Genomic DNA, 26,132 nt, shown 5'->3' with positions numbered 1-26,132 from the left:
AGGGGACACAGGGAAAATGACACGGGATCGAACGGGCGGGCTGAGCCGCCGGGCCATGCTTGCAGGGGCGGGCGGGCTGGTGCTGATGGCCTCGGGCGCGCTTGGCCAGCAGGTCTTCAAGGAAATCCACGAGCTTCAGCCGGGCGAATTCACCTGGCATCCCGAGCGCCAGCCCACCGGGCCGGTCGCGGTGATCGTCTCGCTCGACGAACAGCGCGTGCATGTCTACCGCAATGGCGTGCGGATCGCGGTCTCGACCTGCTCGACCGGCAAGCCGGGGCATTCGACACCCACCGGCGTCTTCGTCGTGCTGCAGAAGGACCGCAATCACCGGTCCTCGACCTACAACGACGCGCCGATGCCCAACATGAACCGGCTGACCTGGGATGGCGTGGCTCTGCACGCGGGCAACCTGCCGGGCTATCCGGCCTCGCATGGCTGCGTGCGGCTGCCGCTGAAGTTCTCGGCGCTGCTGTTCGAGGTGACGCATCTGGGCACGCCCGTAATCATCGCCGACAGCCACACCGCGCCCGCGGAGGTGGTGCATCCGGGTCTGGTGCTTTCGGGCTATGCGGAGCACGAGTTCGAGGACGTGCTGGCCACGCTCGACGACAAGAAGCACCCCGCCGATTGGGCGCTGGACGACGGTTACCCGATCAGTTCGATGATCGCGTCCTCCTACGACGCGAAGATCGTGGTGATCGAGAACGACCGCGAGGTGGCCGAGGGCAAGCTGCTTTGGGACGGCAGGCCGCTGGGCAGCCATGTCTACGTGCTGCAGGGGCCGCACGAGGGGCAGAAGGGCATGCACTGGTCAGCGCTGACCTATGGCGATCCCGCGGCCGAGGCCCACGACCTGCGCCGCGTGCGCACCGAGGAAAGCTTTGCCGCGGATCTGCGCCGCTACATCCATCCCGGCATGATCTTCATCTTCACCGATCTGCCCCTGCACCCCGACAGCCGGTCGGGCCGGGACTTCGTCATCATGTCGTGACGGGGACGCCCCCGCCGCGGCACGCCCGCCAGACCCTTGCCCATGGAGACCCCGCAATGAAATCCCTCGCCCTGACCCTTGCCCTCGCCTCTGCGGCCGCCGTGCTGGCCGCGCCGGCCCCGCTGCGCGCCGACGCGCAGGCCGCCATCGACGGCTGCATCGACCAGTTGCGCCGGGTCGGCGGCCCGGATGCGCAGGCCGGCGGCACCGTTCTCGGCCAGGAATGGTCCCAGGCCGGGACGCTGGTGCGCCTGCGCGATGCCGGCGGCACGGTCTGGGAATGCATCGGCTATGACGATGGTGCGGTGGGCAGCCTGCGGGTCGTCGGCGCCGCCGATGACGGCGGCGGGGCGATGGCCGGGGCCGCGTCGCCGGGCGGCGAGCAACGCATCCGCTTTGCCGCCGGAACGTCGGGCACGCAGCTGTCGGGCACGCTCGCCCCGGGCCGGTCGATGCGCTATGTCCTGGGCGCGCGCAAGGGCCAGTTCCTGCGCGTTTCCGTGCAATCGCGCGGCGGCGCGCTGGACTACCGGATATTCAACCCAGATCGGTCGGCCCTGCTCGACCTGATCTCGTCAGACAAGCCCTATCGGGGCCAACTCTGGCAATCGGGCGACCACGTGGTCGAGGTCGTCAATGCCGGGGCGCGGCCCGTCTCCTACGACATGGGCATCGGCATCGACTGAGCGGAAGACGAAGGGTCGGCACGATCCGGACCTCCGGCCGCTGGAGGAGTCACACGGCGACAAGGCCGCGAAAAACTGGAACGCAGACGCACGGCAGGCCGGCCCGGTCGACGGTCGCGCATATGCACCGGAAGACGGGCAACTGCGGGCCGTGCAACTTCTGCTTGGGCAGAGCAGGATGAACAGTACCGGCCGCCACCTTGGCGCCAGCCAGGGGCGCTCTGGAGAACCCACAAGCCTTTGAAAGTTAAATTATTATTTCCGAATTTGCGAGTAACCTGCTCTCGAATGGCTGACATGCCCCCTCCTCGCTCGACACCGATCTTTCGGCCATCGACGCCGGCGCCCATGGCGGCAGATGCGGCTAAATGGGGGCTTTCAAGCAGGGGGAATCCGAGCACTGCGGTTTCACCGCGGTGCCTATTCTGCGGGTTGTTCCGCTTTCCGTGGCATGGTCCGCCTGCGCCCATCTGCCGCCGCGTCGACCAGAACCATGGATTTCCGCCCGGCCAGCCATTTCTGGACGGCCTTCCGCAGGGCCGGGATGCCGGTCGCCTGCACCGCCATCGGCGAACAGCTGAGCAACCCGGTCAGCGCATCGGGCCTGAGCCCTTGGCGGGCCAGTTCCACCACCCCGCCGAGCCCGCCACCGCGTCGCCGCAGGCAAAGACCAGGCCCGAGATGCGGTCCCGGAACCACGGATCGGCGACCAGCGCCGCGGTTTCCCGCTGATAGAGCCCGTTGGCGACCTCCATCACCGCGATGTCGCAGTCCCTTTCCACCGAGGCGGCCAGCAGCCGTTCGATCCCCGCCCGGACACGGCCCTGCGGGATCAGCCGGGTCGCGGGCTGGATCCGTTCGTTGCGCGCCACCATCCGCCCGATGCAGCCGCCGCCCGCAGCAGATCGGCGCCATCCGCCGCGATCTCTGCCAGCCCTTCGAACTGGTCCGGGGCATAGCGGGCACCGCAGGCCAGCACGACGTGGTCGCCGGGAAAGATGTCGGACGGGTGGCCGGATTGCAGCTGCACGCGGCGGTGCTGGCCGATCCGGTCGACCTGGGCCAGCACCAGGTCGCCGGGCCGGGCATGGGCGAAGTCCTGATCCATCGCAGCGATCGCGGATCGGGCGACGCGCCGTGTGGAAAAGGTCCATTTCGCGGTGTCGAGAACGGTTCCGAAGGTCGGGGTCATGGGGATTTCCTCCTTGGGTGGGGTGTCAGACGGCGGCGGCAAGGCGCCGGGCGGCGCGGCCGGGGGCGGCGACCATCCGCGCCAGCCCGGCCGTATCGATGGTCCAGGCCACGTCATGGGTGCAGCCCGGCAGTTCGGTCAGGCTGACGCGATCGGGCAGTCCGGCGGCCTGCGCCGCGGCCCAAAGGGCTGCCGCATCGTGGTGCGCCCGCGCGTGCCGCGTCGATCCCTGGAGGGCGTCAAGCGCAGGGGCCTGGCGCAAGGTCTCGTCGCGGGCGGTATCCTCGGTGCCGATGTAGAGATGGACCGGGCGGTTCAGGAATGCCCTGAGCCGCGCCCGCATGCGCCGGGCCCACAGCATGGTCTTGCCGTCGTCGTCGGCCGCCAGCCCGTAAGGATACGCCATTGTCTCGTCGGGCAGGCAGTACCTGCCCGCCGCGGCCAGGTGCAGGGCGCCCACCCGCTGCGGGTAGAGCATGGCGAAGCAATGGGCAAGTTGCGCCCCCCGAATGGCCGAACAGGTCGACCGGCCCGGCCGCACCGGGCAGCCGCGCGGCGATCGTGTCGACCAGCGCCAGAAGCGCGAGATCGGGGCGCGCCACCGGGCCCGGGCGCTGGAAATGCGGCACGATCACCAGCCGGCCGGTCCGCTCGGCCTCGTCCCGGAACGGCCGCGAAAGCTCTGCGGCGTTGCGCGAGATGCCGTGCAGCACGACCAGCGGCGGCTGGTCGGCGCGGACATGCGGCACGATCAGTTGGGCGCCGAGCGGACCGGCCGGGCTGCTGCTGCAGAGGTGGAGTGCATGGCTTCCCTGAAAGATGGCGTCGGGGGCGTGTTTCACGAAAGTCTCCCTGGACAAGGGCGATACAGGGAGCATAGGCGGGCGCGGGGTCCTCGACAGGCGCCTTGAGCACATCGCGTCAGTTCCCCGGCGTCGCGGTATCACTCGCTATTGGCTCGGAGCTGACCTGCGGCGGTGAAGAATGGAGAGCGTCCCACCAAGTGGCAATTCCGGCGGAGATGGCGGGATTGCTGTCATTCTCCACGCCAGCGCCCCGGTCGGGCCACAGTGTAAAAGGGGCCGCCATTCAAGCAACGTCGAAGCCGAGCCTCGTTCTGCACCACCGCAAGGCAGTACCAAGCCATTCCGCGACATCCCCAAGGGATCGACCTCCGGCCTCCGGCGATCACCGGCCCATGCGCGGGTCGTGCCGAAGGTCGGATCAGGCGGCGCGTTCGTCCTTGGACGAGCCCATCACGATGTAGGAGGTGATCGCGTTCACGTGGGATTGCGTGCCCAGGACCTCGGTGTGAAAGCGCTTGTACTCGGCCAGATCGGCGCTTTCGACGCGCAGCAGGTATTCGAAGGCCCCGGCGATGTTGTGACATTCGACGACTTCGGGCGCGACCGCCATGGCGCGCTCGAACCCCTCCTGCGCGGCCTTGGTGTGCGACGACAGGCCGACCATGACATAGACCGCAAAGCCGCGGCCCATGCGCTCGGGATCGGTGACGACCCGGTAGCCGCGGATCACGCCGGTCCGTTCAAGGTCCTGCACGCGTCTGAGGCAGGCGGAGGGGGACAGGCTGACCCGCTCGGCCAGCGCCACGTTGCTGATCCGGCCGTCGCGCCGAAGCTCGCGCAATATTTTCAGGTCTATGGCGTCCATGACGATCATTCGTTGTGCGACTTTGCCGCCCGACGGCATCTTGAGCCAAACATTGCGGCGATCTCCGTCTAATGTTGCAGTGTTCCAGCCAAGGAGGCAAGTGCCGTGAGTTTCGCTGTCCTGACCGCCCTTCTGGGCTTTGCCTTCGTGTCGACCGTCACGCCGGGGCCCAACAACCTGATGCTCATGGCCTCGGGCGCGAATTTCGGCTTTCGCCGGACGCTGCCGCACATGCTGGGCATCGTCGGGGGCGTGACGGTGATGGCGCTGCTGGTGGGGGCGGGGCTGATGGCGGTGTTCGACGCCGTGCCCGCGCTGACCGTCGTGCTGAAGATCCTGTGCATCGGTTACCTGCTGTGGCTTGCGGCCAGGATCGCCATGGCGGCACCGCCGGAGGACCGGGCGGCGGACAGCCAGCCGATGACCTTTCGCCAAGCCGCGCTGTTCCAGTGGGTGAACCCCAAGGCCTGGGCCATGTGCCTGTCCGCGGTCACGCTCTATGCCCCCGACCGGTCGCTTCTGTCGGTCGCCATCGTGGCGGGCGCATTCGCGCTGGTCTGCTTTCCAGCGATCTCGGCCTGGGCCTGGCTCGGGACGGTGGTCCGCCAGTGGCTGTCGAACGCGACGCGCCTTCGGGTGTTCAACGTGACCATGGCGATCCTGCTGGTGGCCTCGCTCTATCCCGTTCTCGGTCTCGGCGCGTGAGCGGCGCCGCCGAAGCCGTTCGCTACGGTGGCGGATAGCAGGTCCGCCTCGATGGGCCCGTCCACGGCCTTGTCCATGCAAGGCAGCCATCGCAGCGTCAGTCCGTGAGCGGCCCTCCCGCTTCGGGCTGCCTCCGGCGGCCAAGGGGGAGGCCGGGCGGCAGGGCGTCCGGCGATCTGGGGGTCCGGCTTGACGCGATGCTGCGCCATGGATGGATGACGGCTTCGGTCAAGACGCATCGCGGCGTTCCGTGACGTCGCCGGGTTCGGTCAGGGCCGCAAGGAACCGGACGCGTCTGGCCGCCGATCAAGCTCCGCGGTCCCCCGTCCTTCCTTTGCCCGCCCTCTGGTTCTTGCCGCATTTGGCAGTGGGTGCCTTGATCCTGGAGCCCGGAAGTCCCGCCAGACCGGAGGATGCGCGTGCGTTGCAGGCCATGCCACCACGGCAAGGGTCAAATCATTTGCCCTGAAACGTTGTGACATGAGATGCTTGCCTCAGGCGTCGGGGGAGGATCGGCGCTTTCGTCAAGGGAGGACCAACCATGAACCTGCGGCCGGATCCAACGTTCCATGCCACACCCAAACTCGCCATGGAGGCGCCTGCGGAGACACTCGCTTTCACGCTGATGCTGAGCCCGGACGGGTCGCAGCCCGATGGACTGGCGGTGGTCGATGTCGACCCCTCGTCGATGAGCTATGGCCAGATCGTGCACCAGCTCATCATGCCCCACACGGGCGACGAGTTTCACCATTTCGGCTGGAACGCCTGTTCCTCGGCGCTGTCGCCGCTCACCGGCCACGCCTTTCTGGAACGCCGCTACCTCATCATCCCGGGCATCCGGTCCTCGCGCATCTACGTCATCGACGTCAAGGAGCCGCGCGCGCCGAAGATCCACAAGGTCATCGAGCCCGAGGAAGTCTTTGCCAAGACCGGCTATTCCCGTCCGCACACCATCCATTGCGGCCCCGAAGGCATCTATGTCAGCACGCTGGGCGGTGGCGGGCCGGACGGCACCGACGGCCCGCCCGGCATCTTCATCATGGATTGCGAGACCTTCGAGATCCGCGGCCGCTACGAGATGGACCGCGGCAGGCAGAACAAGCACTACGATTTCTGGTGGAACCTGCCGCGCGACTACATGGTCAGTTCCGAATGGGGCCTGCCGCCGCAATACGAGAACGGGATCGTGGCCGAGGACCTCCTGTCCAACAAGTACGGCCATTCCATCCATTTCTGGAAGCTGCGCGAGCGGCGCAACGTCCAGACCATCGACCTGGGCGAGAACCACCAGATGGCGCTGGAGGTCCGCCCAGCCCATGACCCGGGCAAGGATTACGGCTTCGTCGGCGTGGTCGTGGACACCACCAACCTGCAGGGCGCGATCTTCACCTGGTGGCGCAGGGACGACGGGACCTTCGAGGCGAAAAAGACCATTACCATCGACCCACAACCGGCCGATGCCGCCGACCTGCCGGACCTGCTCAAGGGCTTCGGCGCGGTCCCGCCGCTGGTGACCGATATCGACCTCAGCCTTGACGACCGGTTCCTCTACGTGTCGTGCTGGGGCACCGGCGAGATGCTGCAATACGACGTCTCGGACCCGATGGCCCCGAAACTGGCGGGCAAGGTCGAGATCGGCGGCATCGTTAAGAAGACCCCGCACCCGAACGGCAAGGTCTTCGGCTATGGCCCGCAGATGGTCGAGATCAGCCGCGATGGCAAGCGCGTCTACTGGACCAACTCGCTCTATTCCACCTGGGACGACCAGTTCTACCCGGGCGAGGGCGGCGGCGCGATGGTCATGGCCCATGTGGGCCCGAACGGCGGGCTGACGCTGGACGAGGATTTCTTCGTCGCGTTCCCGAAAGGCTACCGCAGCCACCAGATCCGCCTCGAAGGCGGCGATTGCTCGACCGACAGCTTCTGCTACCCCTCGGTCTGAGGCGTGGACAGCGTCGAAACGGCGACGGCCCTCTGGGGGGCCGTCGTCGCCTCGGGCATCTATCACGGCGTCAATCCCGGCATGGGCTGGCCGCTGGCGGTGTCGGCTGCGCTGATGGAGCGGCGGCCCGCCAGCCTCTACCGGGCGCTGGCCGCGCTCGCCGCGGGCCACCTGCTGGCCATGGCGGCGATCCTGTTTCCCTTTACCGCGCTGCTGTTCCTGGCGGAATGGCAGCGCGAGATTCAGGTCGGCGCGGCCTGCCTGGTGATTGGGCTTGGCCTCTACCTGATGGTCAACCGCCGTCATCCCCGGTTCCTGGCCCGCGTGCCGCCCTCGCGCCTGGCGCTCTGGTCGTTTCTTGCGGCCATGGCCCACGGCGCGGGCCTGATGCTGGTGCCGATCTACCTCGGCATCTGCGCAACGGTCGAGACCGATGCCGGCCACGCGGCGGCGGCCGACCTGATGGCGGGCAATGCCCGCGTCGCCGCGCTGGTCGCGCTGGTCCACACGCTGGCCATGACGCTGTCGGGCGGGGTGCTTGCCCTTGGCGTCTACGAATGGCTCGGGTTGCGTTTCCTCTCGAGGAGTTGGTTCAACCTCGATCTGTTCTGGGCGGCAAGCCTGATCTTGGTAGGGACGATCTCCCTGGCTTTCGTCCACTAGGTTTGTCGGCTTGCCGAAGAGCCGAAGCTGGTGCAATAAACGTCCCGTTTTTCCGCGCTGCGCAGACTCGGATGCTGTCCCGGAGCGTGGTGTAGGTTCTGGCTGAGGTGGTCACCGGGGATGTTCCGGTAGGGTCTGGTTGCTGACACCAACCTGGACCGGGGATTCTGACGTGCGTGCATATCGGCCAGTTTAGCGGCCTTCATCTTGTCGCCGGTCTTTAACGAGAAGAACAACTGGCCCTTCTTGCTGGGATAAAGCCGCCTGACGTCATCTGGTATTCGTCGCCGGAAATACCAAACGTTTCCTTTGAATAGCAGATAGCTCACTTCGATCCGAATCGCTCCGAAGTTGAACAGGACGAAGGACACCTCGTGTTACTCCTTGTGTCACCTCGCACAAGAGCAATCAACACCCAAGGCACTGATTTTATTCAGTAAAGTTTGGATTAATGGCGCGCTGGGGAGGATTCGAACCCCCGACCCCTTGATTCGTAGTCAAGTACTCTATCCAACTGAGCTACCAGCGCGTGGGAGGTGCATGTAACGCCCGAAACCGGGCATTGCAAGGGGCAATGCGGTTTACGCCATCCGCAATCACCGGCCGGGCTTTCAGGGCGCGTCCGGCTCCTGCCCGGAGAGCACCGTTTCGGATTTCGGCAGGCGAATCTCGAAATCCGTGCCGGTTTCGTCGGTGCGGCGCAGCGTCAGCGTCCCGCCATGGCCGCGCACCAGTTCCACCGATATCGCAAGGCCGAGCCCGGTACCGCCCTTGCGCGTGCCGCCCTGGAACGGCTGGAACAGGTGCTCGCGCGCCTTCGGCGGCAGGCCGGGGCCGGTGTCGGTGACATGGATCATCCAGGCGGCCTCGTCCTCGTCGGCGCGGATGCCGATCTCGCCGGGCGTGGCGGCCGCGGCAATCGCCTGTCGGGCATTGCGGATCAGGTTGGTCAGGACCCGGTGCAACTGTTCGGGATCGGCGCGCAGCGTCAGCCCTGCGGGCACATCCTCGGAAAAGCTGATGTCGCAATCGCCTGCGGCCAGCCGCTCGGCATCGACGACATCGTTCACGATGGCCGCAAGCCGGACCCGTTCCAGCCGCGGCGGCGGTTCTTGCGCCCGGCCGAAGGCCAGCGTCGATTCGCACAGGTGAACCGCCCGGCTGATCGCGCCGACGATCTTGGGCGCGGCGCGTTTCACGGCCGGATCCTCGCTCGCCTCCATCCGGTCGGCGAAAAGCTGGGCGGTGGTCAGGATGTTGCGCAGGTCATGGCTGATCTTGGCGACGGCTGACCCGAGCTGTGCCAGCCGCTCTTTCTGGCGCAGGGCGCCCGTCAGGTCGTTCTGCATCTTCTGCAGCGCGGTTTCCGCCTCGTTCAGCTCGCGCACCCGGGCGGTTGGCGAGATGATCCGGCGGGTGTCCTCGGGGGCGGCAGCGTAAAGCTGCATCGCCCGCACCACGCGCTTGATCGGCGTCACCAGCAGGCGGCGGACCGCAAGAAACAGCAAGAGCGCCGTCAGCACCGAGATCACCGCCGACAGCAGAAGGATGCGCACCCCGTAATCGATCATCGCCGCGCGCAGGCCCTCGGTGCCCATCGTGACCTCGATCAAGAGGCCCGCGTCGCGCACCGGCTCGCCGATCACGCGGATCACGCGCGGCACGGGGTCGAAGAACTGGCGCAGCGCGTCCGCGATCAGATCGGCCGGACCGGCATTGCGCAGATCGAAACTCTGGTGCACGGGCTCGGGGATCGGAGAGGACAGGACCAGTTCGCGCGCCTGGTCGCGGCGCAGCGCCACGTTGTAGACGCCCGCGTTTTCCAGAAGTTCGGCCTCGAGATCGGGCTCGATCATCTGGTCGGTCGCCAGAAGCGCCAGCGAGGCGATCTGGGCGCGCTCCAGCCGCGACAGCAGATAGTCTTCGCGGAACCGGGCCACAGAGGGCACGAAGATCAGCACTTCGGCCAGCATGACGAAGAGGATCGTCAGCATCAGGAAGCGGCCGGAGAGCGAATTCAGGAACATGCCTTGCGCCCATGTGCCCCCCGGGGCTCAGGGCAAGAGGCGCTGCACGACGCGAACGACCCGCTTGACCCAGGGGTTTTCAAACAATCTGGGCGAGAAGTAAGCACCCGCCGCCCTCTTGTTAACCTCGCCCAGCGTCGGATAGGGCGCAACCATGTTCGCGACATGGGTCATTTTCAGGTTGTTGGCGAGGGCCAGTGTCCAGGGGCCGATCAACTCGCCCGCCTCGGCGCCCGCGATCGAGACGCCCACGGGACGGCCCTTGACGACCATGACCTTGATCAGGCCGTCGGTCTGGCCGGTCGCGATGGCCCGGTCGTTTCCCGAGAACGCAAAACGGGCAACCGATAGCCTGGCCCCATGCTCGGCGCGGGCCTCGGCCTCGGTCGGGCCAATCTGGGCAAGCTCGGGGTCGGTATAGGTGACGCGCGGGATGTGGGCCGTCCGGGCGCTGGCGGGCAGGCCCAGCAGGATCGGGCGGATCACGACCCCCGCATGATAGCCTGCGACATGGGTGAATTGCAGGCCCCCTGCGGCATCGCCGATGGCATAGACGCGACGGTTGGTGCTGCGCAGGTCTGGGCCGACCTTGACGCCGGCCCTGGTGGTCTCGACGCACGCGGCGGCAAGGTTCAGCCGGTCGAGGGCAGGCGTTCGGCCCACGGCAACCAACAGATGCGTGCCGGTGAAGCTGCCCTGCCCGGTCTCGACGGTGATCGCCCCGGCCTTGCCGCTGACCCGCGTCGCCTGCGCCCCCTCGGCGATCCCGACCCCCTCGGCGCGCAGGCGATCAAGGACGATCTTCGCAAGCTCGGGATCGTCGCGGTTCAGCGCCCGGTCGCCCTCGATCACCGTGACTTTCGTGCCCAGCCGCACATTGGCCTGCGCCATCTCCATCCCGATCGGCCCGCCACCGATGATCAGCAGATGGCCAGGCCGCTCGCGCAGATCGAACAGCGTCTCGTTGGTCAGGTACGGGACTTGGTCAAGCCCCGGAATTGGCGGCAACAGCGGGCGCGAACCGGTGGCGATCACGAATCGCCGGGCCCGGATCACCTCGCCGCCTGCCTCAAGCTCGCGGTCGTTCAGAAACCGGCCCCAGGCCTGGATGACGCGGACGCCCAGACCCTCGAACCGCTCGACACTGTCATGGGGCGCTATGGTGGCGATGGCCGACTGCACATGGGCCATGGCGGCGGCATAGTCCACTTGCGGGACGACCGGCGCGATGCCAAAGCCGCCCTCGCGCACCGTCTGAGCCTGCTTCGCCGCCGCCAGCAAAGCCTTGGACGGCACGCAGCCGTAGTTCAGGCAGTCGCCGCCCATCCGGTGACCCTCGACCAGCACCACGCGGGCGCCCATCTGCACCGCACCCGCAGCCAGCGACAGCCCGCCGGAACCCGCCCCGATGATGCAGAGATCGGTCTTCATGCGCGCCATGTCAGGTGTCCTTGCGGCGAACGAGGCGCAGCACCATCGGCAGTGCGGCCAATGCCGCGAGGCCCAGCAGCGGCCCGAGGATCTGCGGCTCGAAAATGATACCTAGATCGGGCGTCTCGCCCCGGGCGAAGACCTCGCCCAGCCCGGCGCCGACCCATGTATAGACCAGCGCCCCCGGCATGATCCCGAAAAACGTGGTGACGGCAAAGCGGCCCAGCCGCACGCCCACCAGCGCCGGCAACAGGTTGGCCACGAAGAACGGCACGGCTGGCACCAGCCGGATCAGGAACAGCACCGACAATTCGTTCTCGCGCAACCCCTCTCGCAGCCGCTTCACCCGGCCTTCGGAGGCGTCGATCCGGGCCGCCAGCCGCTCGCCCAGCCCTGCGCGGGCGGCGAGGAAGATCGCGATCGCGCCCAAGGTCGCCGCCGTCACGTTGAACAGCACGCCTGGAAAGACGCCGAAGAGGAACCCGCCGGTCAGCGTCGCCACAAGGGCACCCGGCAGCGAGAAGGCGACGATGACGACATAGGCCGCGACAAAGCCCATCACCGTGCCCGCATAGTTCGCGTCGCGAAACCCGATCAGCGCCTCGCGATGCTCGGCCAGCGCGTGAAACGATAACTGGTCCCGCAGCGTCACCGCGCCCAGCGCCGCGATCAGCAGGATCGCGATCAGCGGCAGGCGGCGCGCGACGCTGCGCCCTTGGGTTTCCGTCATGTCGCTCATCGGTCCTGCCGTTCGTTGACGTTGCGTTGCCCGGCGAAGATGCGCCTTTGACGCCCTGCCCGACAGGGGCCTCACGGCGCCTTGATCGGTGGTGACCCAGCGGAACGGTTTCCGTGCCGTTTTGCAACGCGTTCGTAACACTGGCGGCATCGAAAGCGCCGGATGTTGCAACAATTTCGGTCAGGGGTGAATTGACTTGTCCCGCCCGACCCCCTAAAGACCGGGCTTCGAACAACACGGGGCCTTCGAATCCGCACGCGATTTAGGCCTGAGCGAACGGAGCGAAGCGCGATGAAACGCACTTTCCAACCCTCTAACCTGGTGCGCGCACGGCGCCACGGTTTCCGCGCCCGCATGGCCACCAAGGGCGGCCGCAAGGTCATCAACGCCCGCCGCGCCCGCGGCCGCAAGCGTCTGACCGCCTGAGGCAACCGCACGAGGCCATGGTAATGACACCGCCGGGGGCGCGGGTGGCAGGCGAGACGCCGGTGGCCACGGACGCGCCCCCGGCGGTTTCGTCATGTCTGCAGGTGCTGCGGAAGCGGGCCGATTTCCTGCGTGCCGCCCGCGCGCGGCGGCAGGGCACCCCTGCCTTTACCCTTCAGGCACGCGAACGCCCCCCCGGCGAGGCCGAGGGCATCCGGGTCGGCTTTACCTGCTCTAGGAAGGTCGGCAACGCCGTCGCCCGCAACCGCGCCAAGCGGCGGCTGCGGGAGGTTGCCCGGCTCGTCCTGCCTTCCCATGGCCGCGCCGGCTGGGACTACGTTCTGATCGGCCGCCCCGAGGTGACCGCGACCCGGGACTTTGCCACATTGCAGGCAGATCTGAAACGCGCCTTGGCCAGCGTCCACGCGCCCCCCCGATGACCCCGCTGGCCCGCCTGCTTGCCCTGCCGATCCGGGCCTACCGGCTGATCCTGTCGCCCTGGATCGGGTTCAATTGCCGTTATCAGCCGACCTGCTCGGCCTATGCGCTGGAGGCGCTGGAAAAGCACGGGGCGATCCGCGGTGGGTGGATCGCCGCGAAACGCATCCTGCGCTGCAACCCATGGGGCGGCTGCGGCTACGACCCGGTGCCCGACCCGAAGGACAAGGCGCCGGACGCCTGACCGCTCAGGGGCGGAGCGCCAGATTGCCCTCGGTCGTCGGCAGCCGCGTCGGGAACTCGTGCCGGTCGAGATTGCCCTGCACGGTGAAGAAAATGTCCTTCATGAAGTGGGCATCCTCGAAATACCAGTTGTGGGCGATACTCGGGTCGTCGCCCAGCATGTCCTTGTGGCGGTCGAAATACTCGCCGCAATAGATGTTCACCGCCTTGTCCGGCCGCCGCCCCGGCAGGCCGATCCGCCCCGCGCGCGGCGCCACCCCGATCCGCTTGATGTTCGACAGGGACAGCACGTTGTCGAAGGGATTGTAGTAGTTCGTCAGCCGCACGCAGTGCCGGAACAGTGACGAGCTTTTCGGATTGCCGTCCTCCAGAGACGCGGCCGAAACATCGGCAGCCACCAGCATCACCTGGCTGACCGACCAGCTGTGCGCCGCGACGGCCGGCCGGTCGTCGGCATCATCGAACGCCTCGCGCACGACATAGCAGCCCATCGAATGGGCCAGCAGATGCAGGTTGATCCGGCAATCGGGCCGTTGCAGTGCCGCGAAGGCCGCGATTCCCTCATCCACCAGTTTCAGCGCGGTCTTCTTGGCGTCGGTCCGGTCTTCGAGATAGTTCAACGTGCTGTCCGCGCTCGGCCAGTCGAAGCTGACGACGGCACCGCCGAAGCCATGCGCCTCAAGCCCCTTGCGGATCTTGCGGTGGCGAGCCAGCATCGTCTTCTGGCTGTTGTTGTAGCCGTGGACATACATCACGATGTCACCCGAAGGATGGCCCGCGAACGTCCCGGATATGGCGTTTTCCTGCACCTTGGCAAACCAGTCGCGCTTGCCGATCCGGTGGTCGGGGCTCGGCTCCGCCGCCGCCCCGGGCTCGGATCCGAATTCCCCGGCACGCACGCTCCGAACACAGAAGACATAGTCCATTCGCTTTTCCCGCCCTTCGATTGCGCACCACACGCAAGTTTTACCCCAAACGCGCGAATCGCAAAGGTCTTTACGCGCGGGCCGGCGCTTGCGATATGGCAGCAACACTCCCGGGGGCCTGCGCCATGTTCGACGATGCCGACGACATCCACCCGCTGTTCCATGGTGCGCCGTCCTCGACCGAGTTTCGCAAGCTGCGCAAGCGCATCGTTCGCCAGACCCGAGAGGCGATCGAGCAGTACGGCATGATCGAACGCGGCACGCGCTGGCTGGTGTGCCTGTCGGGCGGCAAGGACAGCTTCACGCTGCTGGCCGCGCTCTATGAACTGCAATGGCGCGGCCTCTTGCCCGTTGACCTGCTGGCCTGCAACCTCGACCAGGGCCAGCCGGGGTTCCCGGCGACCGTGCTGCCCGAGTTCCTGACCCGGATGGAGGTGCCGCACCGGATCGAGTATCGCGACACCTATTCCATCGTGATGGACAAGGTGCCCGAGGGGCGGACCTATTGCGCGCTCTGTTCGCGGCTGCGGCGCGGCCACCTCTACCGGATCGCACGCGAAGAGGGATGTTCGGCCATCGTGCTGGGCCATCACCGCGACGACATCCTGGAAACCTTCTTCATGAACCTTTTCCACGGCTCGCGGCTGGCGACGATGCCGCCGAAGCTGGTGAACGAGGAAGGCGACCTTTTCGTCTACCGCCCGCTCGCCCATGTGGCCGAGGCCGATTGCAACCGCTTCGCCCGTGCGATGAACTACCCCGTGATCCCCTGCAACCTTTGCGGCAGCCAGGACGGGTTGCAGCGGATGCAGGTCAAGGCGCTTCTGGACCAGTGGGAGGCGAACCACCCCGGCCGGCGGCAGAAGATGTTCCGCGCGCTGATGAACACGCGGCCAAGCCACCTGCTGGACCCGGCGCTGTTCGACTTTGCCGGGCTGACGCGGACCGCGGGCGCCACCGGAGACGACTCAGCCGACCTCTGAAGACGCGCCCGGCCCCGAGGGTGGAACCGGGGCAATTCCTCGGGGATGAAGCCCCCGGCATGCGCCGTCACTGCCCGAACCGCCAAACTGGCCGGGCACCGGCGAACCGGACGCCGGACAGGGGCGAAACCGGCCCCGTGCGTCGGGAAAACAGCTTGACCTTGCCCGGTGCAATCTGTTGAACCACCCACACCTCCAAAGGACAGGGCGGCGGTCTCCCATGGACGAACAAGGCAAGAATCTTCTCCTCGCGACGGCGTTGAGCTTCCTGGTGATCCTGCTGTGGTACACCGTGGGGCCCAAGGTCGCGCCGGACTGGTTCCCGGAACCCGAGCCCGCCGCGATCGAGACGGTCGAGACCGCGCCCGGCGCCCCGGCCACCGGCACAGCCCCCGAGGTTGCGCCCACCCCGCCGGCACCCGCGACCGGCGAGGCGCCCGCCGCCACCACCGGCACTGAACCGGAAACCGGCGACGCGCCGCGGATCGAGATCGACACGCCGCGCCTGACCGGCTCGATCTCGCTTCTGGGCGGACGGATCGACCAGCTGGCGCTGAAGGACTACAAGGAAACGATCGACCCGGGCTCGGACATCGTCCCGCTGCTGTCGCCGGTGGGCAGCACACGCCCCTATTACGCGCTTTACGGCTGGGCCCCGGCCGGTCAACTGGCCTATGAACAGGTGCCGGGCGCGAATACCAGCTGGACGGTCGAGAGCGGCGAAAGCCTGGGCGTGAACAGCCCTGTGACGCTGGCCTGGGACAACGGCGCGGGGCTGACCTTCCGCCGGACGATCCGGGTGGACAAGGATTACCTCTTCACCATCGAGCAGAGCGTCGAGAACCAGAGCGGCCAGACCGTGCGCCTGGCCCCCTATGGCATCGTCGCGCGCCACGGCCAACCGGACACGACCGGGTTCTTCATCCTGCACGAGGGCGTCGTCCGTCAGCTTGACGACACACTGGAAGAGATCGACTATTCCGACCTGCTGGATGCCACCTATGTCGAGCGCGAGGCCGCGCGCGTCGAGATCGCCGAGGTCGAGACGAACGGCTGGATCGGCTTTACCGACAAGTACTGGATGACGACGCTGATCCCGGCACCGGGCCAGCGTTTCACCTCGGTCGCGAAATATGTCGAGGGTTCGGACATCTATCAGGTCGAATCCCGCCTTCCGGTGATCGAGGTCGCCCCCGGCGCCACGGCCGAAAGCACCACGATGCTGTTCGCTGGCGCCAAGGAATGGGAGACCATCCGGCATTACGAGCGCGACCTCGGCATCTACCGCTTCATCGACTCGATCGACTGGGGATGGTTCTTCTTCTTCACGAAGCGGATCTTCTGGCTGCTGCACTGGCTGAACGGCACCTTCACGCAGATGGGTATTCCCGGCGCGATGGGCTGGGCGATCATCGGGCTGACGCTGATCATCAAGGCCCTCCTGCTGCCCTTGGCCTACAAGTCCTACACCTCGATGGCGAAGATGAAGGAACTTCAGCCCGAGATGGAGAAGATCAAGGAGCGCGCGGGCGACGACCGCCAGAAGCTCCAGATGGAGATGATGGCGCTCTACAAGAAGGAAAAGGTGAACCCGGCGGCGGGCTGTCTGCCGCTCTTGGTGCAGATCCCGATCTTCTTCTCGCTCTACAAGGTGATCTTCGTCACCATCGAACTCAGGCACGCGCCCTGGATCGGCTGGATCAAGGACCTGTCCGCGCCTGACCCGTCGTCGGTCTTCAACTTCTTCGGGCTTGCGCCCTGGGCCGCGCCCACGCCGGGTTCGTTCCTCGCGCTGATCTTCATCGGCCTGCTGCCACTGATCTTCGGTGTCTCGATGTGGCTGCAGCAAAAGCTCAACCCGACACCGACCGACCCGACCCAGGCCATGGTCTTTGCCTGGCTGCCCTGGATCTTCATGTTCATGCTGGGTGGCTTTGCCAGCGGCCTGATCATCTACTGGATCGCGAACAACATGATCACCTTCATCCAGCAATACGCGATCATGCGCAGCCACGGCTATCACCCGAACGTGTTCGGCAACATCAAGTCGAGCTTCAGCCGGAAGAAGCCGGAACCGGGCGGCAAATGACCGCCCTTCTGGCGCAGATCTGGCGTCATCCCATAAAGGGACACGGCGCCGAGGCGCTGGACGAGGTGACGCTGGAAGCGGGGCGAACCCTGCCCTGGGACCGGGAATGGGCGGTGGCGCACCAGGCGGCCCGGACGGACGGAACGGCATGGGCACCGTGTGCGAATTTCTCGCGCGGGGCCAAGGCGTCGGAACTCATGGCGATCATGGCCCGGCTTGACGAGGACACGGAAACCGTGACGCTGAGCCACCCGGCGCGGCCCGATCTGACCTTTTCGCCCGACCGCGAGGCGGCGGCCTTCCTCGACTGGGTGGTCCCGCTGATGCCACCGGACCGCGCGGCCTCGGCCCGGATCGTACGGGTGCCGGGGCGGGGGATGACCGACAGCGATTTCCCCTCGGTCAGCCTGCTGGGCCTTGCTTCGCTTCGCGCGCTGTCCGATGCGGTGGGCCGGCCGCTCGACCCGCGCCGGTTCCGCGGCAATTTCTGGATCGAGGGACTCGCCCCCTGGGCGGAGTTCGACTGGATCGGGCGGCGGGTGCGGATCGGCGGCGCGGAACTCGAGGTGCGCGAGCGCATAGGGCGCTGCATGGCAACCACGGTCGATCCCGAAACCGGCAAGCGCGATGCCGACACGCTGGGCGCACTGGAACGCCACTGGGGCCATACCGATCTGGGCGTCTATGCCGAGGTGGTGACGGGCGGCCGGGTGGCCCTGGGCGACAAGGTGGAACCGCTATGAAATCCCTGCCCTTCCCGCTCGCCCCCGAGCCCGATGCCGAAACCGCCGAGCGCGGCCGCAAGCTGTTCGCGGGGCAGGTGGAGTTCCTCAAGGGCGTGGTCGCGATGGACGGGTTGCCGCCCGCCGACCGGGCCGAGGTCTGTTTCGCGGGCCGGTCGAACGTGGGCAAGTCGAGCCTGATCAACGCGCTGACCGGCCGCAAGGCGCTGGCACGGGCGTCAAACACGCCGGGCCGGACGCAAGAGATCAATTATTTCACCCTGGGTGAAAGCCATTACCTGGTCGACCTGCCGGGCTATGGCTATGCCGAGGCGCCGGTGGCGGTGGTCGAGAAATGGCAGCGCCTTCTGAAAGCCTACCTCTCGGGCCGCCAGACGCTGCGCCGCGCCTTCGTGCTGATCGACACGCGGCACGGGGTGAAACCCGTGGACGAAGAGATCATGCGCCTGCTCGACAGCGCGGCGGTGACCTTTCAGGCGGTGCTGACCAAGGCTGACAAGGTCAGGGAACAGGACCGCGAAAAGGTGCTGGAACAGGTGCGGGCCGCACTCGCCCGGCACCCGGCGGCCTTCCCGGATCTGGTGCTGACATCCTCGGAAAAGGGCGACGGCATCACCACGCTGCGCGCCATCGTTGCCGGGATCGCCTGAACCTGCCGCTCAGACGTGCTGCCCGGCATTCACCTCGACCTCGGCCCCGGTGACATAGCTCGATTCCTCCGAGCACAGGAACCAGATCACGCTTGCCACCTCTTCGGGCTGGCCGAGGCGGCGCAGCGGAAGGGTCTCGACGATCTTCTCGGTCCCGGGGGACAGGATCGCTGTATCGACCTCGCCGGGCGCGATGGCGTTCACCCGCACGCCCAGCGGCCCGAAATCATGCGCCATCTCGCGCGTCAACGCGGCCAGTGCCGCCTTGGACGTGGCATAGGCCGCGCCCGCGAAGGGATGCACCCGGCTGCCCGCGATCGAGGTCACGTTGACGATGGCGCCCTTCGCCGCGGCCAGTTCGTCCTGAAGCCCGCGCGCCAGAACGATCGAGGCGAAAAAGTTCACGTTGAACACATGGCCCCAGGTGCGCAGGTCGGTTTCCAGCGTGTTCAGCCGTCCGCCCTCTTCGGACTTGGGCGAGATCCCCGCATTGTTGACCAGCGCGTGCAGCCTGCCGTCCTTCAGCTTGCCACGGATCACCTCTATGGCGCATTTGGTCGCCCGTGCGTCGGCAAGGTCGATCTGGATGTGATCCTCGGCACCGCCCGGCCAGGGACAGCGCGGATCGAACGGCTGGCGCGAACAGGTCAGAACCCGCCACCCCTCGGCCGAGAACCGTTTCACCGTGGCATGCCCGATGCCCCGGCTCGCGCCGGTCAGCAGCAAGATCTTCTGGTCCATGACGCGTCCACTCCTTGCGGCGCCACCCTACGCAGGTGCAGCGAAAAGACAATCACCCTTGGCGGGAAGCGCCGCGCGGGATAACACATGGCCCCAGGCACCGGACCCCGAGAGATGAGAAAACAGACTGCCATGAACCGCGACTGGATCGCCACCGCCCGGACCCTGTCCGAGGCGCTTCCCTATCTGCAGCGCTATACTGGCGCCATCGTGGTCATCAAGTTCGGCGGCCATGCCATGGGCGACGACGCCGAGATGGAAAGCTTTGCCCGTGACGTGGTGCTGATGCGGCAGGTCGGCGTGAACCCGGTGGTGGTGCATGGCGGCGGTCCGATGATCAACGAGATGCTGGCCAAGCTGGGGGTGAAATCCGAGTTCGTCCACGGCAAGCGGGTGACCGACGCCGCCACCGTCGAGGTGGTCGAGATGGTCCTGTCGGGCCGGGTGAACAAGCGCATCGTTCAGGCGATCAACGACCAGGGCGGGCGCGCGGTCGGCCTTTCGGGCAAGGATGGTGGGCTGATGACCTGCGACCAGACCGACCCCGAACTGGGCTTTGTCGGCACGCCGGCCGAGATGAACCCAAAGGTGCTGCACAGCCTGTTCGAGGCGGGCTTCATCCCCGTGGTGGCGCCCCTTGGCGCGGGGCGGAACGGCGAGACCTTCAACGTCAACGGCGACACCGCGGCCGGCGCGATCGCCGCAGCGCTGAAGGCCGACCGTCTGTTGCTGCTGACCGACGTGGCCGGGGTCAAGGATTCGAGCGGCGAGGTGGTGACGGAACTGACGCCGGACCATATCCGCGATCTGACCGAACAGGGCGTGGTCGCGGGCGGCATGATCCCCAAGACCGAAACGGCGCTGGCCGCCATCGCGGGGGGCGTGCGCGCGGTGGTGATCCTGGACGGCCGGGCGCCCAATGCCTGCCTGCTGGAACTTTTCACCGATCACGGGGCGGGTTCGCTGATTCGCGCCCCGCGCCAAACGGGCTAGGCGGCCCGGGAAAGCTGTGACAGGATGCCCCCAACCGACGAGCAGCCGGACGGCCCGCCGATGACCTTGCGCCTGATCCTGGTCCGCCACGCGAAATCGAGCTGGGACGATCCCGCGCAGGACGACTCCGATCGTCCGCTGAACGCCCGCGGCCGGGACGCCGCGCCCCGGATCGCCGCATGGCTTGCCGAACGCGGCCATATTCCCGCCGAAGTCGTGTCCTCGACCGCGCGCCGGACAGTCGAGACCTGGGAGCGGATGGCGCCCACGCTGGGCGAATGTACCGTGATGCGGCGCGATCCCACGCTCTACCATGCACCAGCCCAACGGATGCTGGAGGTTCTGAACCATTGCGCGGCCTCGCCCGTCCTGATGCTGGGGCACAATCCGGGTATCGGGGAATTCGCGGCGCGTCTGTTGAAGGCGCGGCCCGACTCGGCGCGATTCACGACATTTCCGACCTGCGCGACGCTGGTGGCAGACTTCGACGCGGGGGACTGGAGCGAGGTCGGCTTCGGCTCCGGCCGGGTCGTGGAATTCGTGACACCCAAGGACATCACCGGCTGACCCGGCCGACAGCCATGCCGGTCAGTCGGACCCGCCCGGCGTGCCGGTGAAGGTGATGGTCACGTCCTCGTCGCGCGCGATGAACTGGCAGGCCAGGCGATAGCGTGGCGGCATGTCGCGCACCTCGGCATCCTCAATGTCCTGCTGGGTCAGCTTGCCCAGTTCCTTGAGCGTCAGCTTTTCCTTTTCGGTCAGCATGATGGCCTTCTTCCGCTCGGGGTTGTCGTAGGTGACCTCGATCAGGCACGAAGCGCAATTGCCGTCCCGGCACTCGAACGGGATCGGGATCTTGTGTTCCTCGGCCAGCGCAAGCGCCGTCCGCGTGTCGCCGGCGATGGCGTAGACCGCCTTGTCCTTGTGCATCAGCGGCGAAGAGAAAGTGACGATGGCCATGTCGCATGTTCCTTGTCAGGCCTCCGCCCGGCCGGGCGGATGGCGGGTTGTCGGGTTCGAACCGGTCGCACGTTTCCAACCGTCAACTAGCAAGGACCATGCCAGCACCGGGGCCAGAGCCCGGGAAACCGGCTATCGGACTTTCATCGGACTTTTTGTCGGATAACCGACAGGGCACGACCGCCCGCGGGCGCGGGCGCCGGGGCAGGTCACGAAACCGCAGGGCCTGTCAGTGGCCGAGGATCTGGCTGAGGAACAGCTTGGTCCGGTCGGATTGCGGGTTCAGGAAGAAGGCTTCGGGTTCGTTCTGTTCGACGATCTGGCCCTGATCCATGAAGATCACGCGGTTCGCCACCTGGCGTGCAAAGCCCATCTCGTGGGTGACGCAGATCATCGTCATGCCCTCCTGGGCAAGCTCGATCATGGTGTCCAGAACCTCCTTGATCATCTCGGGATCAAGCGCCGAAGTGGGTTCGTCGAACAGCATGATCTTGGGCTTCATGCAGAGCGAGCGGGCGATCGCGACGCGCTGTTGCTGGCCGCCCGACAACTGGCCGGGATACTTGTTGGCCTGTTCGGGGATCTTCACCTTTTCGAGGAAGTGCATGGCGGTTTCCTCCGCCTCCTTCTTCGGCACCTTGCGCACCCAGATCGGGGCCAGCGTGCAGTTTTCCAGGATTGTGAGGTGTGGGAAGAGGTTGAAGTGCTGGAACACCATCCCGACCTCGGAGCGGACCTTGTCGATGTTCTTGAGGTCGTTGGTCAGCTCGATGCCGTCGACCACGATGCTGCCCGCCTGGTGTTCCTCCAGCCGGTTGATGCAGCGGATCAACGTCGACTTGCCCGACCCCGAGGGGCCACAGACCACGATCCGCTCGCCCTCGTAGATGGTCAGGTTGATGTCGCGCAGGACGTGGAACGCCCCGTACCACTTGTTCATGTTGGTGATCTGGATCGCGACGTTTTCCGAGACGGCCATCCTCGAGCGGTCGATTTCGCGGTTCGCGGCAAGGTCGGACATGGGGTGCAGGCTCCTCAGCGGTTCTCGGTCCGGAGCTTGCGCTCCAGGTACATCGAGTAGCGGGACATGGAGAAACAGAAGACGAAGAAAAGGGCCGCGATGAAGCCGTACAGCTCCCACACGACGCCGTTCCATTCGGCATTGGCGCGGATCGAGTTCGAGAAGCCCAGCGGATCCAGAAGGCCGATGATCGAGACCAGCGTGGTGTCCTTGAACACCCCGATGAAGGTGGACACGATGCCGGGGATCGAAATCTTCAGCGCCTGGGGCATGACGATCAGCCGCTGCGCCTTCCAGTAGTCGAGGCCCAGCGCATCGGCGGCCTCGTACTGGCCCCTTGGCAGGGCGGCGAGGCCGCCCCGGATCACCTCGGCCATGTAGGCCGAGGCGAACAGCGTCACCATGATGATGACGCGCAGAATGATGTCGAAATTGGTGCCCGGCGGCATGAAGTAGTTCAGCAGCAGGGAGGCCACGAACAGCAGCGTGATCAGCGGCACGCCGCGGATGAACTCGATGAAGCCCACGCAGATCGCCTTGATGATCAGCAGGTTCGACTGCCGGCCCAGCGCCAGAACGATGCCGATGGGCAGCGACAGCGTGATCGCCACCAGCCCGATGGTGATCGACAGCATGAAACCGCCGAAGGCGCGGCTTTCGACCGGCGTGATGCCGAACGGCAGGATCGCCTGAAGAAGCCCCGCCGCAACCCAGGCAAGAAACAGCCACCACAGCACCGGGACGACGCCCGCCGCGATCACCCCCGCAAGACCGCCAGCGGCCGCGGAGACAACGCGCAGGGCGGCAAGGCCCAGGCCAAAGCCCAGCGCCACGCAGACCGGCACCCAGACCGACCCGCCCCACAAAAGCCACGGCACCACGAAGGGCGCGGCCGCCGACAGCCACAGCAGGCGGCGCGGCAGCGCGGTGAACAGGACCGGCGCCAGCGCCAGCAGCGCCAGGCCAAAGGCCAGCAGCGGCCGCCAGTAGAGGTCGGACGGGTAAAATCCGAAGAGCAGTTGCAGATAGCGTTCGCGGATCACCGCCCAGCAGGCGCCGGTCGTGCCCTCGCCATGGGCGGCCGCGATCTGTTCGCGACATTCTCCCAGCGAACTCGCCGTCCAGCTGGATAGGACGATCCACGGCAGGGCATGGGACAGGACCCACCAGATCAGGCCGAGCGACAGCAGCGTCAGGATTGCGTTCAGAGGGCTGGAGAACAGGTTCTCGCGCAGCCAGCCGCGCGGCCCGACAGAGGTGGCGGGCGGCGCCTGTTCCGGCACCATCTCGTGGCGCACGAAGGTCAGATCGGCCATCTCAGCGCTCCACCAGTTTGACGCGGGTGTTGTACCAGTTCATCACCGCAGAGATGAGCAGCGAGATCACCAGGTAGATCAGCATCAGCAGCAGGACACATTCCAGTTCACGCCCGGTCTGGTTCATGGTGATCCCGCCCAGCGTGCCGGTGATGTCCATGTAGCCGACCGCGATGGCCAGCGACGAGTTCTTGGTCAGGTTCAGGTATTGCGAGATCAGCGGCGGGATGATGACCCGCATCGCCTGCGGCAGGATCACAAGCGACATGATCCGGCCCGGGCGCAGGCCCAGCGCGGCGGCGGCCTCGGTCTGGCCCTTCGAGATCGCCAGGATGCCGCCGCGCACCGCCTCGGCTATGAAGGCGGCGGTGTAGAACGACAGCGCAAGCCACAGCGCGATCAGCGAGTTGCGCATGTGGATGCCGCCCTGGAAGTTGAACCCCCGCAGTTCCGGATAGCCGAGGTGAAAGCCCAGCGCGACCAGCAGGGCGATCAGCGGCAGCAGGACGACGCCGAGGCGCAGGTACCAGGTGGTGGGCCGGATGCCGGTGGCGTTCTGGATGCGGTCGGCGCGTGTGCGGATCAACCCCGAGGCGAAGAGGCCCGCCCCCAGCACGGCAAGGATCGCCAGGAAATCAAGGCTGATGTCGAACGCACCAAAGACCGGCAGATCGCCCAGCGTGCGCGCAAACAGCGGTTCGGGGACATAGAAGCCGCGGTTGGTCAGCGCGACGCTGTCGCCGAACAGCATTGCGGCGGGCGCGTCCTCGCCGCGGAAATCGCGGGGCGCGGGCAGGCTTTCGATCAGGATCGCCATGGCGAAGACGATCCACAGCAGGACCGGCACGTTGCGGAACAGCTCGACATAGACGGTCATGATGCGCGCGACGAGCCAGTTGCGGGACAACCGCAGGATGCCCACCAGCACCCCCACGACGGTCGCCAGCGCGCAGCCCATGACCGCCACCAGAAGCGTGTTGAGCAACCCCACGGCCGACGCCCTGAGATGGCTGTCCTGATTGTCATAGGCGATCAGGGTCTGGTTGATGTCGTATTGCGCCGCGGTCGAGAGAAATCCGAAATCGATGGGCTTGCCGAGCGAAGCGAGGTTCTGGACGGTGTTGTTGATCAGCCAGGCGGCCAGCAGCATGAAGGCGAACAGGGCGACAACCTGGATGGTCAGCGCCCGGTACCGGGTGTCATAGATCAGCATGCCGAGGCGGAACGAGTCCTTCGGCGGATCCGTCAGTGTCGTCATGGCGGGCGCTCCCTGTGGCTCCCTCCCGGGCAATGACGTTCTTGCTGGTGCGCGCCGCTCGTCGGCACGCCCCGCCCCGGGCCTGTTGTTGTTCCTGTGTCAGATAGACGAAGGGCGCGGAATGTCCCGCGCCCTTCTGTGTCTTTCTTACCGGAAGGGCGGTGCGTAGAGCAGTCCGCCTTCGGTCCATTGCGCGTTCAGCCCGCGCGCCAACCCGATCGGGGTGCTCTGGCCGATGTATTTCTCGAACAGTTCGCCGTAGTTGCCACCGGCCTTGATCGCCTTGACGGCCCAGTCGGCAGGCAGGCCCAGCATCGCGCCCAGATCGCCCTCGGTGCCGAGCAGGCGGTTGATCTCGGGGTTCGAGGTGGGGTTGGCCACCAGTTCGTCGATATTGGCCGAGGTCACGCCATATTCCTCGGCCGCGATCAGGGCGTTCAGCGTCCAGCGCACGACATCGGCCCAATCGTCGTCACCATGTCGCACCAGCGGACCCAGCGGTTCCTTGGAGATGATCTCGGGCAGAATGACGTGGGCCGTGGGATCCTCGAAGGTGGCGCGGGTCGCGGCAAGGCCCGAGGCGTCGGTCGTGTAGGCGTCGCAGGCCCCGGCCAGGTATTGCTGCTGCGCCTCGGCGCTGGTCTCGATCGGAACCGGTTCGTAGCTGATGTTGTTGACGCGGAAGAAGTCCGCGAGGTTCAGTTCGGTTGTGGTGCCGGTCTGGATGCAGACCGTAGCACCGTCGAGTTCCTTGGCCGAACTGACGCCGAGCGATTTCGGCACGATGAAGCCCTGGCCGTCATAGTAGTTGACGCCGACGAAGGTGAACTTGAGATCCACGTCGCGCGAGAAGGTCCAGGTGGTGTTGCGCGCCAGTATGTCGATCTCGCCCGAAGCGAGCGCGGTAAAGCGCGTCTTGCCGGTGGTCGGCACGAATTCGACGGCGCTCTGATCGCCGAGAACGGCCGCGGCCACCGCGCGGCAGAGGGCGACGTCGAAGCCCTGCCAATCGCCGTTCGCGTCCGGGGCAGCAAATCCGACGAGCCCGGTATTGGTGCCGCAGTTCAGCTTGCCGCGGGACTTGACGTCGTCCAGCGTCGCCGCGGCGGCCGCACCGGCCACAAGGCTGGCGACGGTCAGCGCGCCAAGAAATACGGGATTCTTCATATTTACCTCTTCCTGACTCTCCGCCCCTGTGGCGGGTTCTTTTTCTGACCCCGACTGGGCAGGGTCCTACGCAAGAGAATGTCCCCCCCTATGCGCCGCAAGTTTGGGCAAATTCGCGCCTATAGGTC

The 26,132-nt window shown here is 66.6% G+C and carries 29 protein-coding genes and 1 tRNA gene; 14 read left to right on the top strand and 16 right to left on the bottom strand.

The window, feature by feature from the left end:
* The first annotated feature begins 16 nt into the window (after positions 1 to 16).
* Both EV655_RS08540 and EV655_RS08535 read left to right on the top strand, forming a co-directional pair.
* Positions 17 to 994, top strand: coding sequence for a L,D-transpeptidase (locus EV655_RS08540; RefSeq protein WP_207901943.1), 978 nt, complete (start codon positions 17 to 19; stop codon positions 992 to 994).
* Between the two features lie 56 nt (positions 995 to 1,050).
* The gene (locus EV655_RS08535; RefSeq protein WP_132543822.1) at positions 1,051 to 1,680 is read left to right on the top strand and encodes a hypothetical protein; all 630 of its coding nucleotides are present in this window, start codon (positions 1,051 to 1,053) and stop codon (positions 1,678 to 1,680) included.
* A gap of 590 nt (positions 1,681 to 2,270) precedes the next feature.
* Here EV655_RS08535 and EV655_RS08530 read toward each other — a convergent pair.
* The 4 genes from EV655_RS08530 to EV655_RS08515 all read right to left on the bottom strand — a co-directional run bounded on the left by EV655_RS08530 (position 2,271) and on the right by EV655_RS08515 (position 4,543).
* A complete protein-coding gene (locus EV655_RS08530) occupies positions 2,271 to 2,552 on the bottom strand; it encodes a hypothetical protein (protein WP_132543821.1) in 282 nt (93 codons plus the stop codon).
* Entirely contained in the window at positions 2,513 to 2,872 is a 360-nt protein-coding gene (locus EV655_RS08525) for a hypothetical protein (RefSeq protein WP_132543820.1), read from the bottom strand. Before EV655_RS08525 ends, EV655_RS08530 begins: the two co-directional genes overlap by 40 nt.
* A gap of 25 nt (positions 2,873 to 2,897) precedes the next feature.
* Positions 2,898 to 3,350, bottom strand: a complete 453-nt coding sequence (locus tag EV655_RS08520) for a hypothetical protein (RefSeq protein ID WP_132543819.1) — start codon at positions 3,348 to 3,350, stop codon at positions 2,898 to 2,900.
* Between the two features lie 746 nt (positions 3,351 to 4,096).
* Positions 4,097 to 4,543 carry an Lrp/AsnC family transcriptional regulator gene (locus EV655_RS08515; RefSeq protein ID WP_424511307.1) on the bottom strand — a complete coding sequence of 149 codons (447 nt, stop codon included), beginning with the start codon at positions 4,541 to 4,543 and terminating at the stop codon, positions 4,097 to 4,099.
* A gap of 105 nt (positions 4,544 to 4,648) precedes the next feature.
* Here EV655_RS08515 and EV655_RS08510 point away from each other — a divergent pair, with 105 nt between their 5' ends.
* The 3 genes from EV655_RS08510 to EV655_RS08500 all read left to right on the top strand — a co-directional run bounded on the left by EV655_RS08510 (position 4,649) and on the right by EV655_RS08500 (position 7,853).
* Positions 4,649 to 5,248, top strand: a complete 600-nt coding sequence (locus EV655_RS08510) for a LysE family translocator (RefSeq protein ID WP_132543817.1) — start codon at positions 4,649 to 4,651, stop codon at positions 5,246 to 5,248.
* A 541-nt stretch (positions 5,249 to 5,789) separates the two neighbouring features.
* Complete coding sequence (locus EV655_RS08505) at positions 5,790 to 7,190, top strand: selenium-binding protein SBP56-related protein (RefSeq protein ID WP_132543816.1); 1,401 nt, start codon at positions 5,790 to 5,792, stop codon at positions 7,188 to 7,190.
* 3 nt (positions 7,191 to 7,193) lie between these two features.
* The gene (locus EV655_RS08500; protein WP_132543815.1) at positions 7,194 to 7,853 is read left to right on the top strand and encodes a hypothetical protein; all 660 of its coding nucleotides are present in this window, start codon (positions 7,194 to 7,196) and stop codon (positions 7,851 to 7,853) included.
* On the opposite strand, the gene EV655_RS08495 is transcribed toward EV655_RS08500, so the two are convergent.
* The 5 genes from EV655_RS08495 to EV655_RS08475 form a co-directional block, all read right to left on the bottom strand.
* Positions 7,850 to 8,224 carry a DUF6538 domain-containing protein gene (locus EV655_RS08495; protein ID WP_132543814.1) on the bottom strand — a complete coding sequence of 125 codons (375 nt, stop codon included), beginning with the start codon at positions 8,222 to 8,224 and terminating at the stop codon, positions 7,850 to 7,852. The genes EV655_RS08500 and EV655_RS08495 overlap by 4 nt on opposite strands.
* Before the next feature lie 81 nt (positions 8,225 to 8,305).
* Positions 8,306 to 8,382 (bottom strand) — tRNA-Arg (locus tag EV655_RS08490).
* Positions 8,383 to 8,464: 82 nt separating this feature from the next.
* The gene (locus EV655_RS08485; RefSeq protein WP_132543813.1) at positions 8,465 to 9,880 is read right to left on the bottom strand and encodes a sensor histidine kinase; all 1,416 of its coding nucleotides are present in this window, start codon (positions 9,878 to 9,880) and stop codon (positions 8,465 to 8,467) included.
* Positions 9,881 to 9,907: 27 nt separating this feature from the next.
* Positions 9,908 to 11,320 (bottom strand): dihydrolipoyl dehydrogenase family protein, encoded by a 1,413-nt coding sequence (locus EV655_RS08480; protein ID WP_132543812.1) that lies wholly within the window; start codon positions 11,318 to 11,320, stop codon positions 9,908 to 9,910.
* Position 11,321: 1 nt separating this feature from the next.
* Positions 11,322 to 12,050, bottom strand: a complete 729-nt coding sequence (locus EV655_RS08475; RefSeq protein WP_132543811.1) for a TVP38/TMEM64 family protein — start codon at positions 12,048 to 12,050, stop codon at positions 11,322 to 11,324.
* 291 nt (positions 12,051 to 12,341) lie between these two features.
* Between EV655_RS08475 and rpmH the strand changes: the two genes are divergently transcribed.
* From rpmH to yidD, 3 genes are read left to right on the top strand one after another with little or no spacing between them, the layout of a single operon-like run.
* Positions 12,342 to 12,476, top strand: coding sequence for a 50S ribosomal protein L34 (rpmH, locus tag EV655_RS08470; protein ID WP_132543810.1), 135 nt, complete (start codon positions 12,342 to 12,344; stop codon positions 12,474 to 12,476).
* A gap of 23 nt (positions 12,477 to 12,499) precedes the next feature.
* A complete protein-coding gene (rnpA, locus tag EV655_RS08465) occupies positions 12,500 to 12,916 on the top strand; it encodes a ribonuclease P protein component (RefSeq protein ID WP_132543809.1) in 417 nt (138 codons plus the stop codon).
* On the top strand, positions 12,913 to 13,158 hold the full coding sequence (gene yidD, locus EV655_RS08460) for a membrane protein insertion efficiency factor YidD (protein WP_132543808.1): 246 nt from the start codon (positions 12,913 to 12,915) through the stop codon (positions 13,156 to 13,158). Before rnpA ends, yidD begins: the two co-directional genes overlap by 4 nt.
* Before the next feature lie 4 nt (positions 13,159 to 13,162).
* Here the strand turns inward: yidD and EV655_RS08455 are convergent, their stop codons facing one another.
* Positions 13,163 to 14,083, bottom strand: a complete 921-nt coding sequence (locus EV655_RS08455) for an alpha/beta hydrolase (protein ID WP_132543807.1) — start codon at positions 14,081 to 14,083, stop codon at positions 13,163 to 13,165.
* 125 nt (positions 14,084 to 14,208) lie between these two features.
* Between EV655_RS08455 and ttcA the strand changes: the two genes are divergently transcribed.
* The 4 genes from ttcA to yihA all read left to right on the top strand — a co-directional run bounded on the left by ttcA (position 14,209) and on the right by yihA (position 18,548).
* Positions 14,209 to 15,066 (top strand): tRNA 2-thiocytidine(32) synthetase TtcA, encoded by an 858-nt coding sequence (gene ttcA, locus EV655_RS08450; RefSeq protein ID WP_132543805.1) that lies wholly within the window; start codon positions 14,209 to 14,211, stop codon positions 15,064 to 15,066.
* 220 nt (positions 15,067 to 15,286) lie between these two features.
* On the top strand, positions 15,287 to 17,155 hold the full coding sequence (gene yidC / locus EV655_RS08445; RefSeq protein WP_132543803.1) for a membrane protein insertase YidC: 1,869 nt from the start codon (positions 15,287 to 15,289) through the stop codon (positions 17,153 to 17,155).
* Entirely contained in the window at positions 17,152 to 17,898 is a 747-nt protein-coding gene (locus tag EV655_RS08440; protein WP_132543801.1) for an MOSC domain-containing protein, read from the top strand. The genes yidC and EV655_RS08440 overlap by 4 nt, the downstream gene beginning before the upstream one ends.
* Entirely contained in the window at positions 17,895 to 18,548 is a 654-nt protein-coding gene (yihA, locus tag EV655_RS08435; protein WP_132543799.1) for a ribosome biogenesis GTP-binding protein YihA/YsxC, read from the top strand. Before EV655_RS08440 ends, yihA begins: the two co-directional genes overlap by 4 nt.
* Positions 18,549 to 18,557: 9 nt before the next feature.
* On the opposite strand, the gene EV655_RS08430 is transcribed toward yihA, so the two are convergent.
* Positions 18,558 to 19,289: an SDR family oxidoreductase gene (locus tag EV655_RS08430; RefSeq protein ID WP_132543797.1), complete on the bottom strand. Its 732-nt coding sequence runs from the start codon at positions 19,287 to 19,289 to the stop codon at positions 18,558 to 18,560.
* 114 nt (positions 19,290 to 19,403) lie between these two features.
* Between EV655_RS08430 and argB the strand changes: the two genes are divergently transcribed.
* A complete protein-coding gene (argB, locus tag EV655_RS08425; protein ID WP_132543795.1) occupies positions 19,404 to 20,282 on the top strand; it encodes an acetylglutamate kinase in 879 nt (292 codons plus the stop codon).
* Between the two features lie 24 nt (positions 20,283 to 20,306).
* Positions 20,307 to 20,849, top strand: a complete 543-nt coding sequence (locus tag EV655_RS08420; RefSeq protein ID WP_341540298.1) for a SixA phosphatase family protein — start codon at positions 20,307 to 20,309, stop codon at positions 20,847 to 20,849.
* Positions 20,850 to 20,870: 21 nt separating this feature from the next.
* Here EV655_RS08420 and EV655_RS08415 read toward each other — a convergent pair whose 3' ends face one another.
* The 5 genes from EV655_RS08415 to EV655_RS08395 all read right to left on the bottom strand — a co-directional run bounded on the left by EV655_RS08415 (position 20,871) and on the right by EV655_RS08395 (position 26,004).
* A complete protein-coding gene (locus EV655_RS08415) occupies positions 20,871 to 21,242 on the bottom strand; it encodes a 2Fe-2S iron-sulfur cluster-binding protein (protein WP_132543791.1) in 372 nt (123 codons plus the stop codon).
* Between the two features lie 229 nt (positions 21,243 to 21,471).
* A complete protein-coding gene (locus EV655_RS08410) occupies positions 21,472 to 22,263 on the bottom strand; it encodes an amino acid ABC transporter ATP-binding protein (protein ID WP_132543789.1) in 792 nt (263 codons plus the stop codon).
* Positions 22,264 to 22,277: 14 nt separating this feature from the next.
* On the bottom strand, positions 22,278 to 23,579 hold the full coding sequence (locus tag EV655_RS08405; RefSeq protein ID WP_132543787.1) for an amino acid ABC transporter permease: 1,302 nt from the start codon (positions 23,577 to 23,579) through the stop codon (positions 22,278 to 22,280).
* Position 23,580: 1 nt separating this feature from the next.
* Positions 23,581 to 24,837, bottom strand: coding sequence for an amino acid ABC transporter permease (locus tag EV655_RS08400; RefSeq protein WP_132543785.1), 1,257 nt, complete (start codon positions 24,835 to 24,837; stop codon positions 23,581 to 23,583).
* 147 nt (positions 24,838 to 24,984) lie between these two features.
* The gene (locus tag EV655_RS08395) at positions 24,985 to 26,004 is read right to left on the bottom strand and encodes an amino acid ABC transporter substrate-binding protein (protein ID WP_132543783.1); all 1,020 of its coding nucleotides are present in this window, start codon (positions 26,002 to 26,004) and stop codon (positions 24,985 to 24,987) included.
* Positions 26,005 to 26,132: the final 128 nt, after the last annotated feature.

Origin of the sequence: Rhodovulum euryhalinum (assembly GCF_004342445.1) — a bacterium.
GTDB lineage: Bacteria > Pseudomonadota > Alphaproteobacteria > Rhodobacterales > Rhodobacteraceae > Rhodovulum > Rhodovulum euryhalinum.
This window is presented reverse-complemented; position numbering and strand designations above follow the sequence as displayed.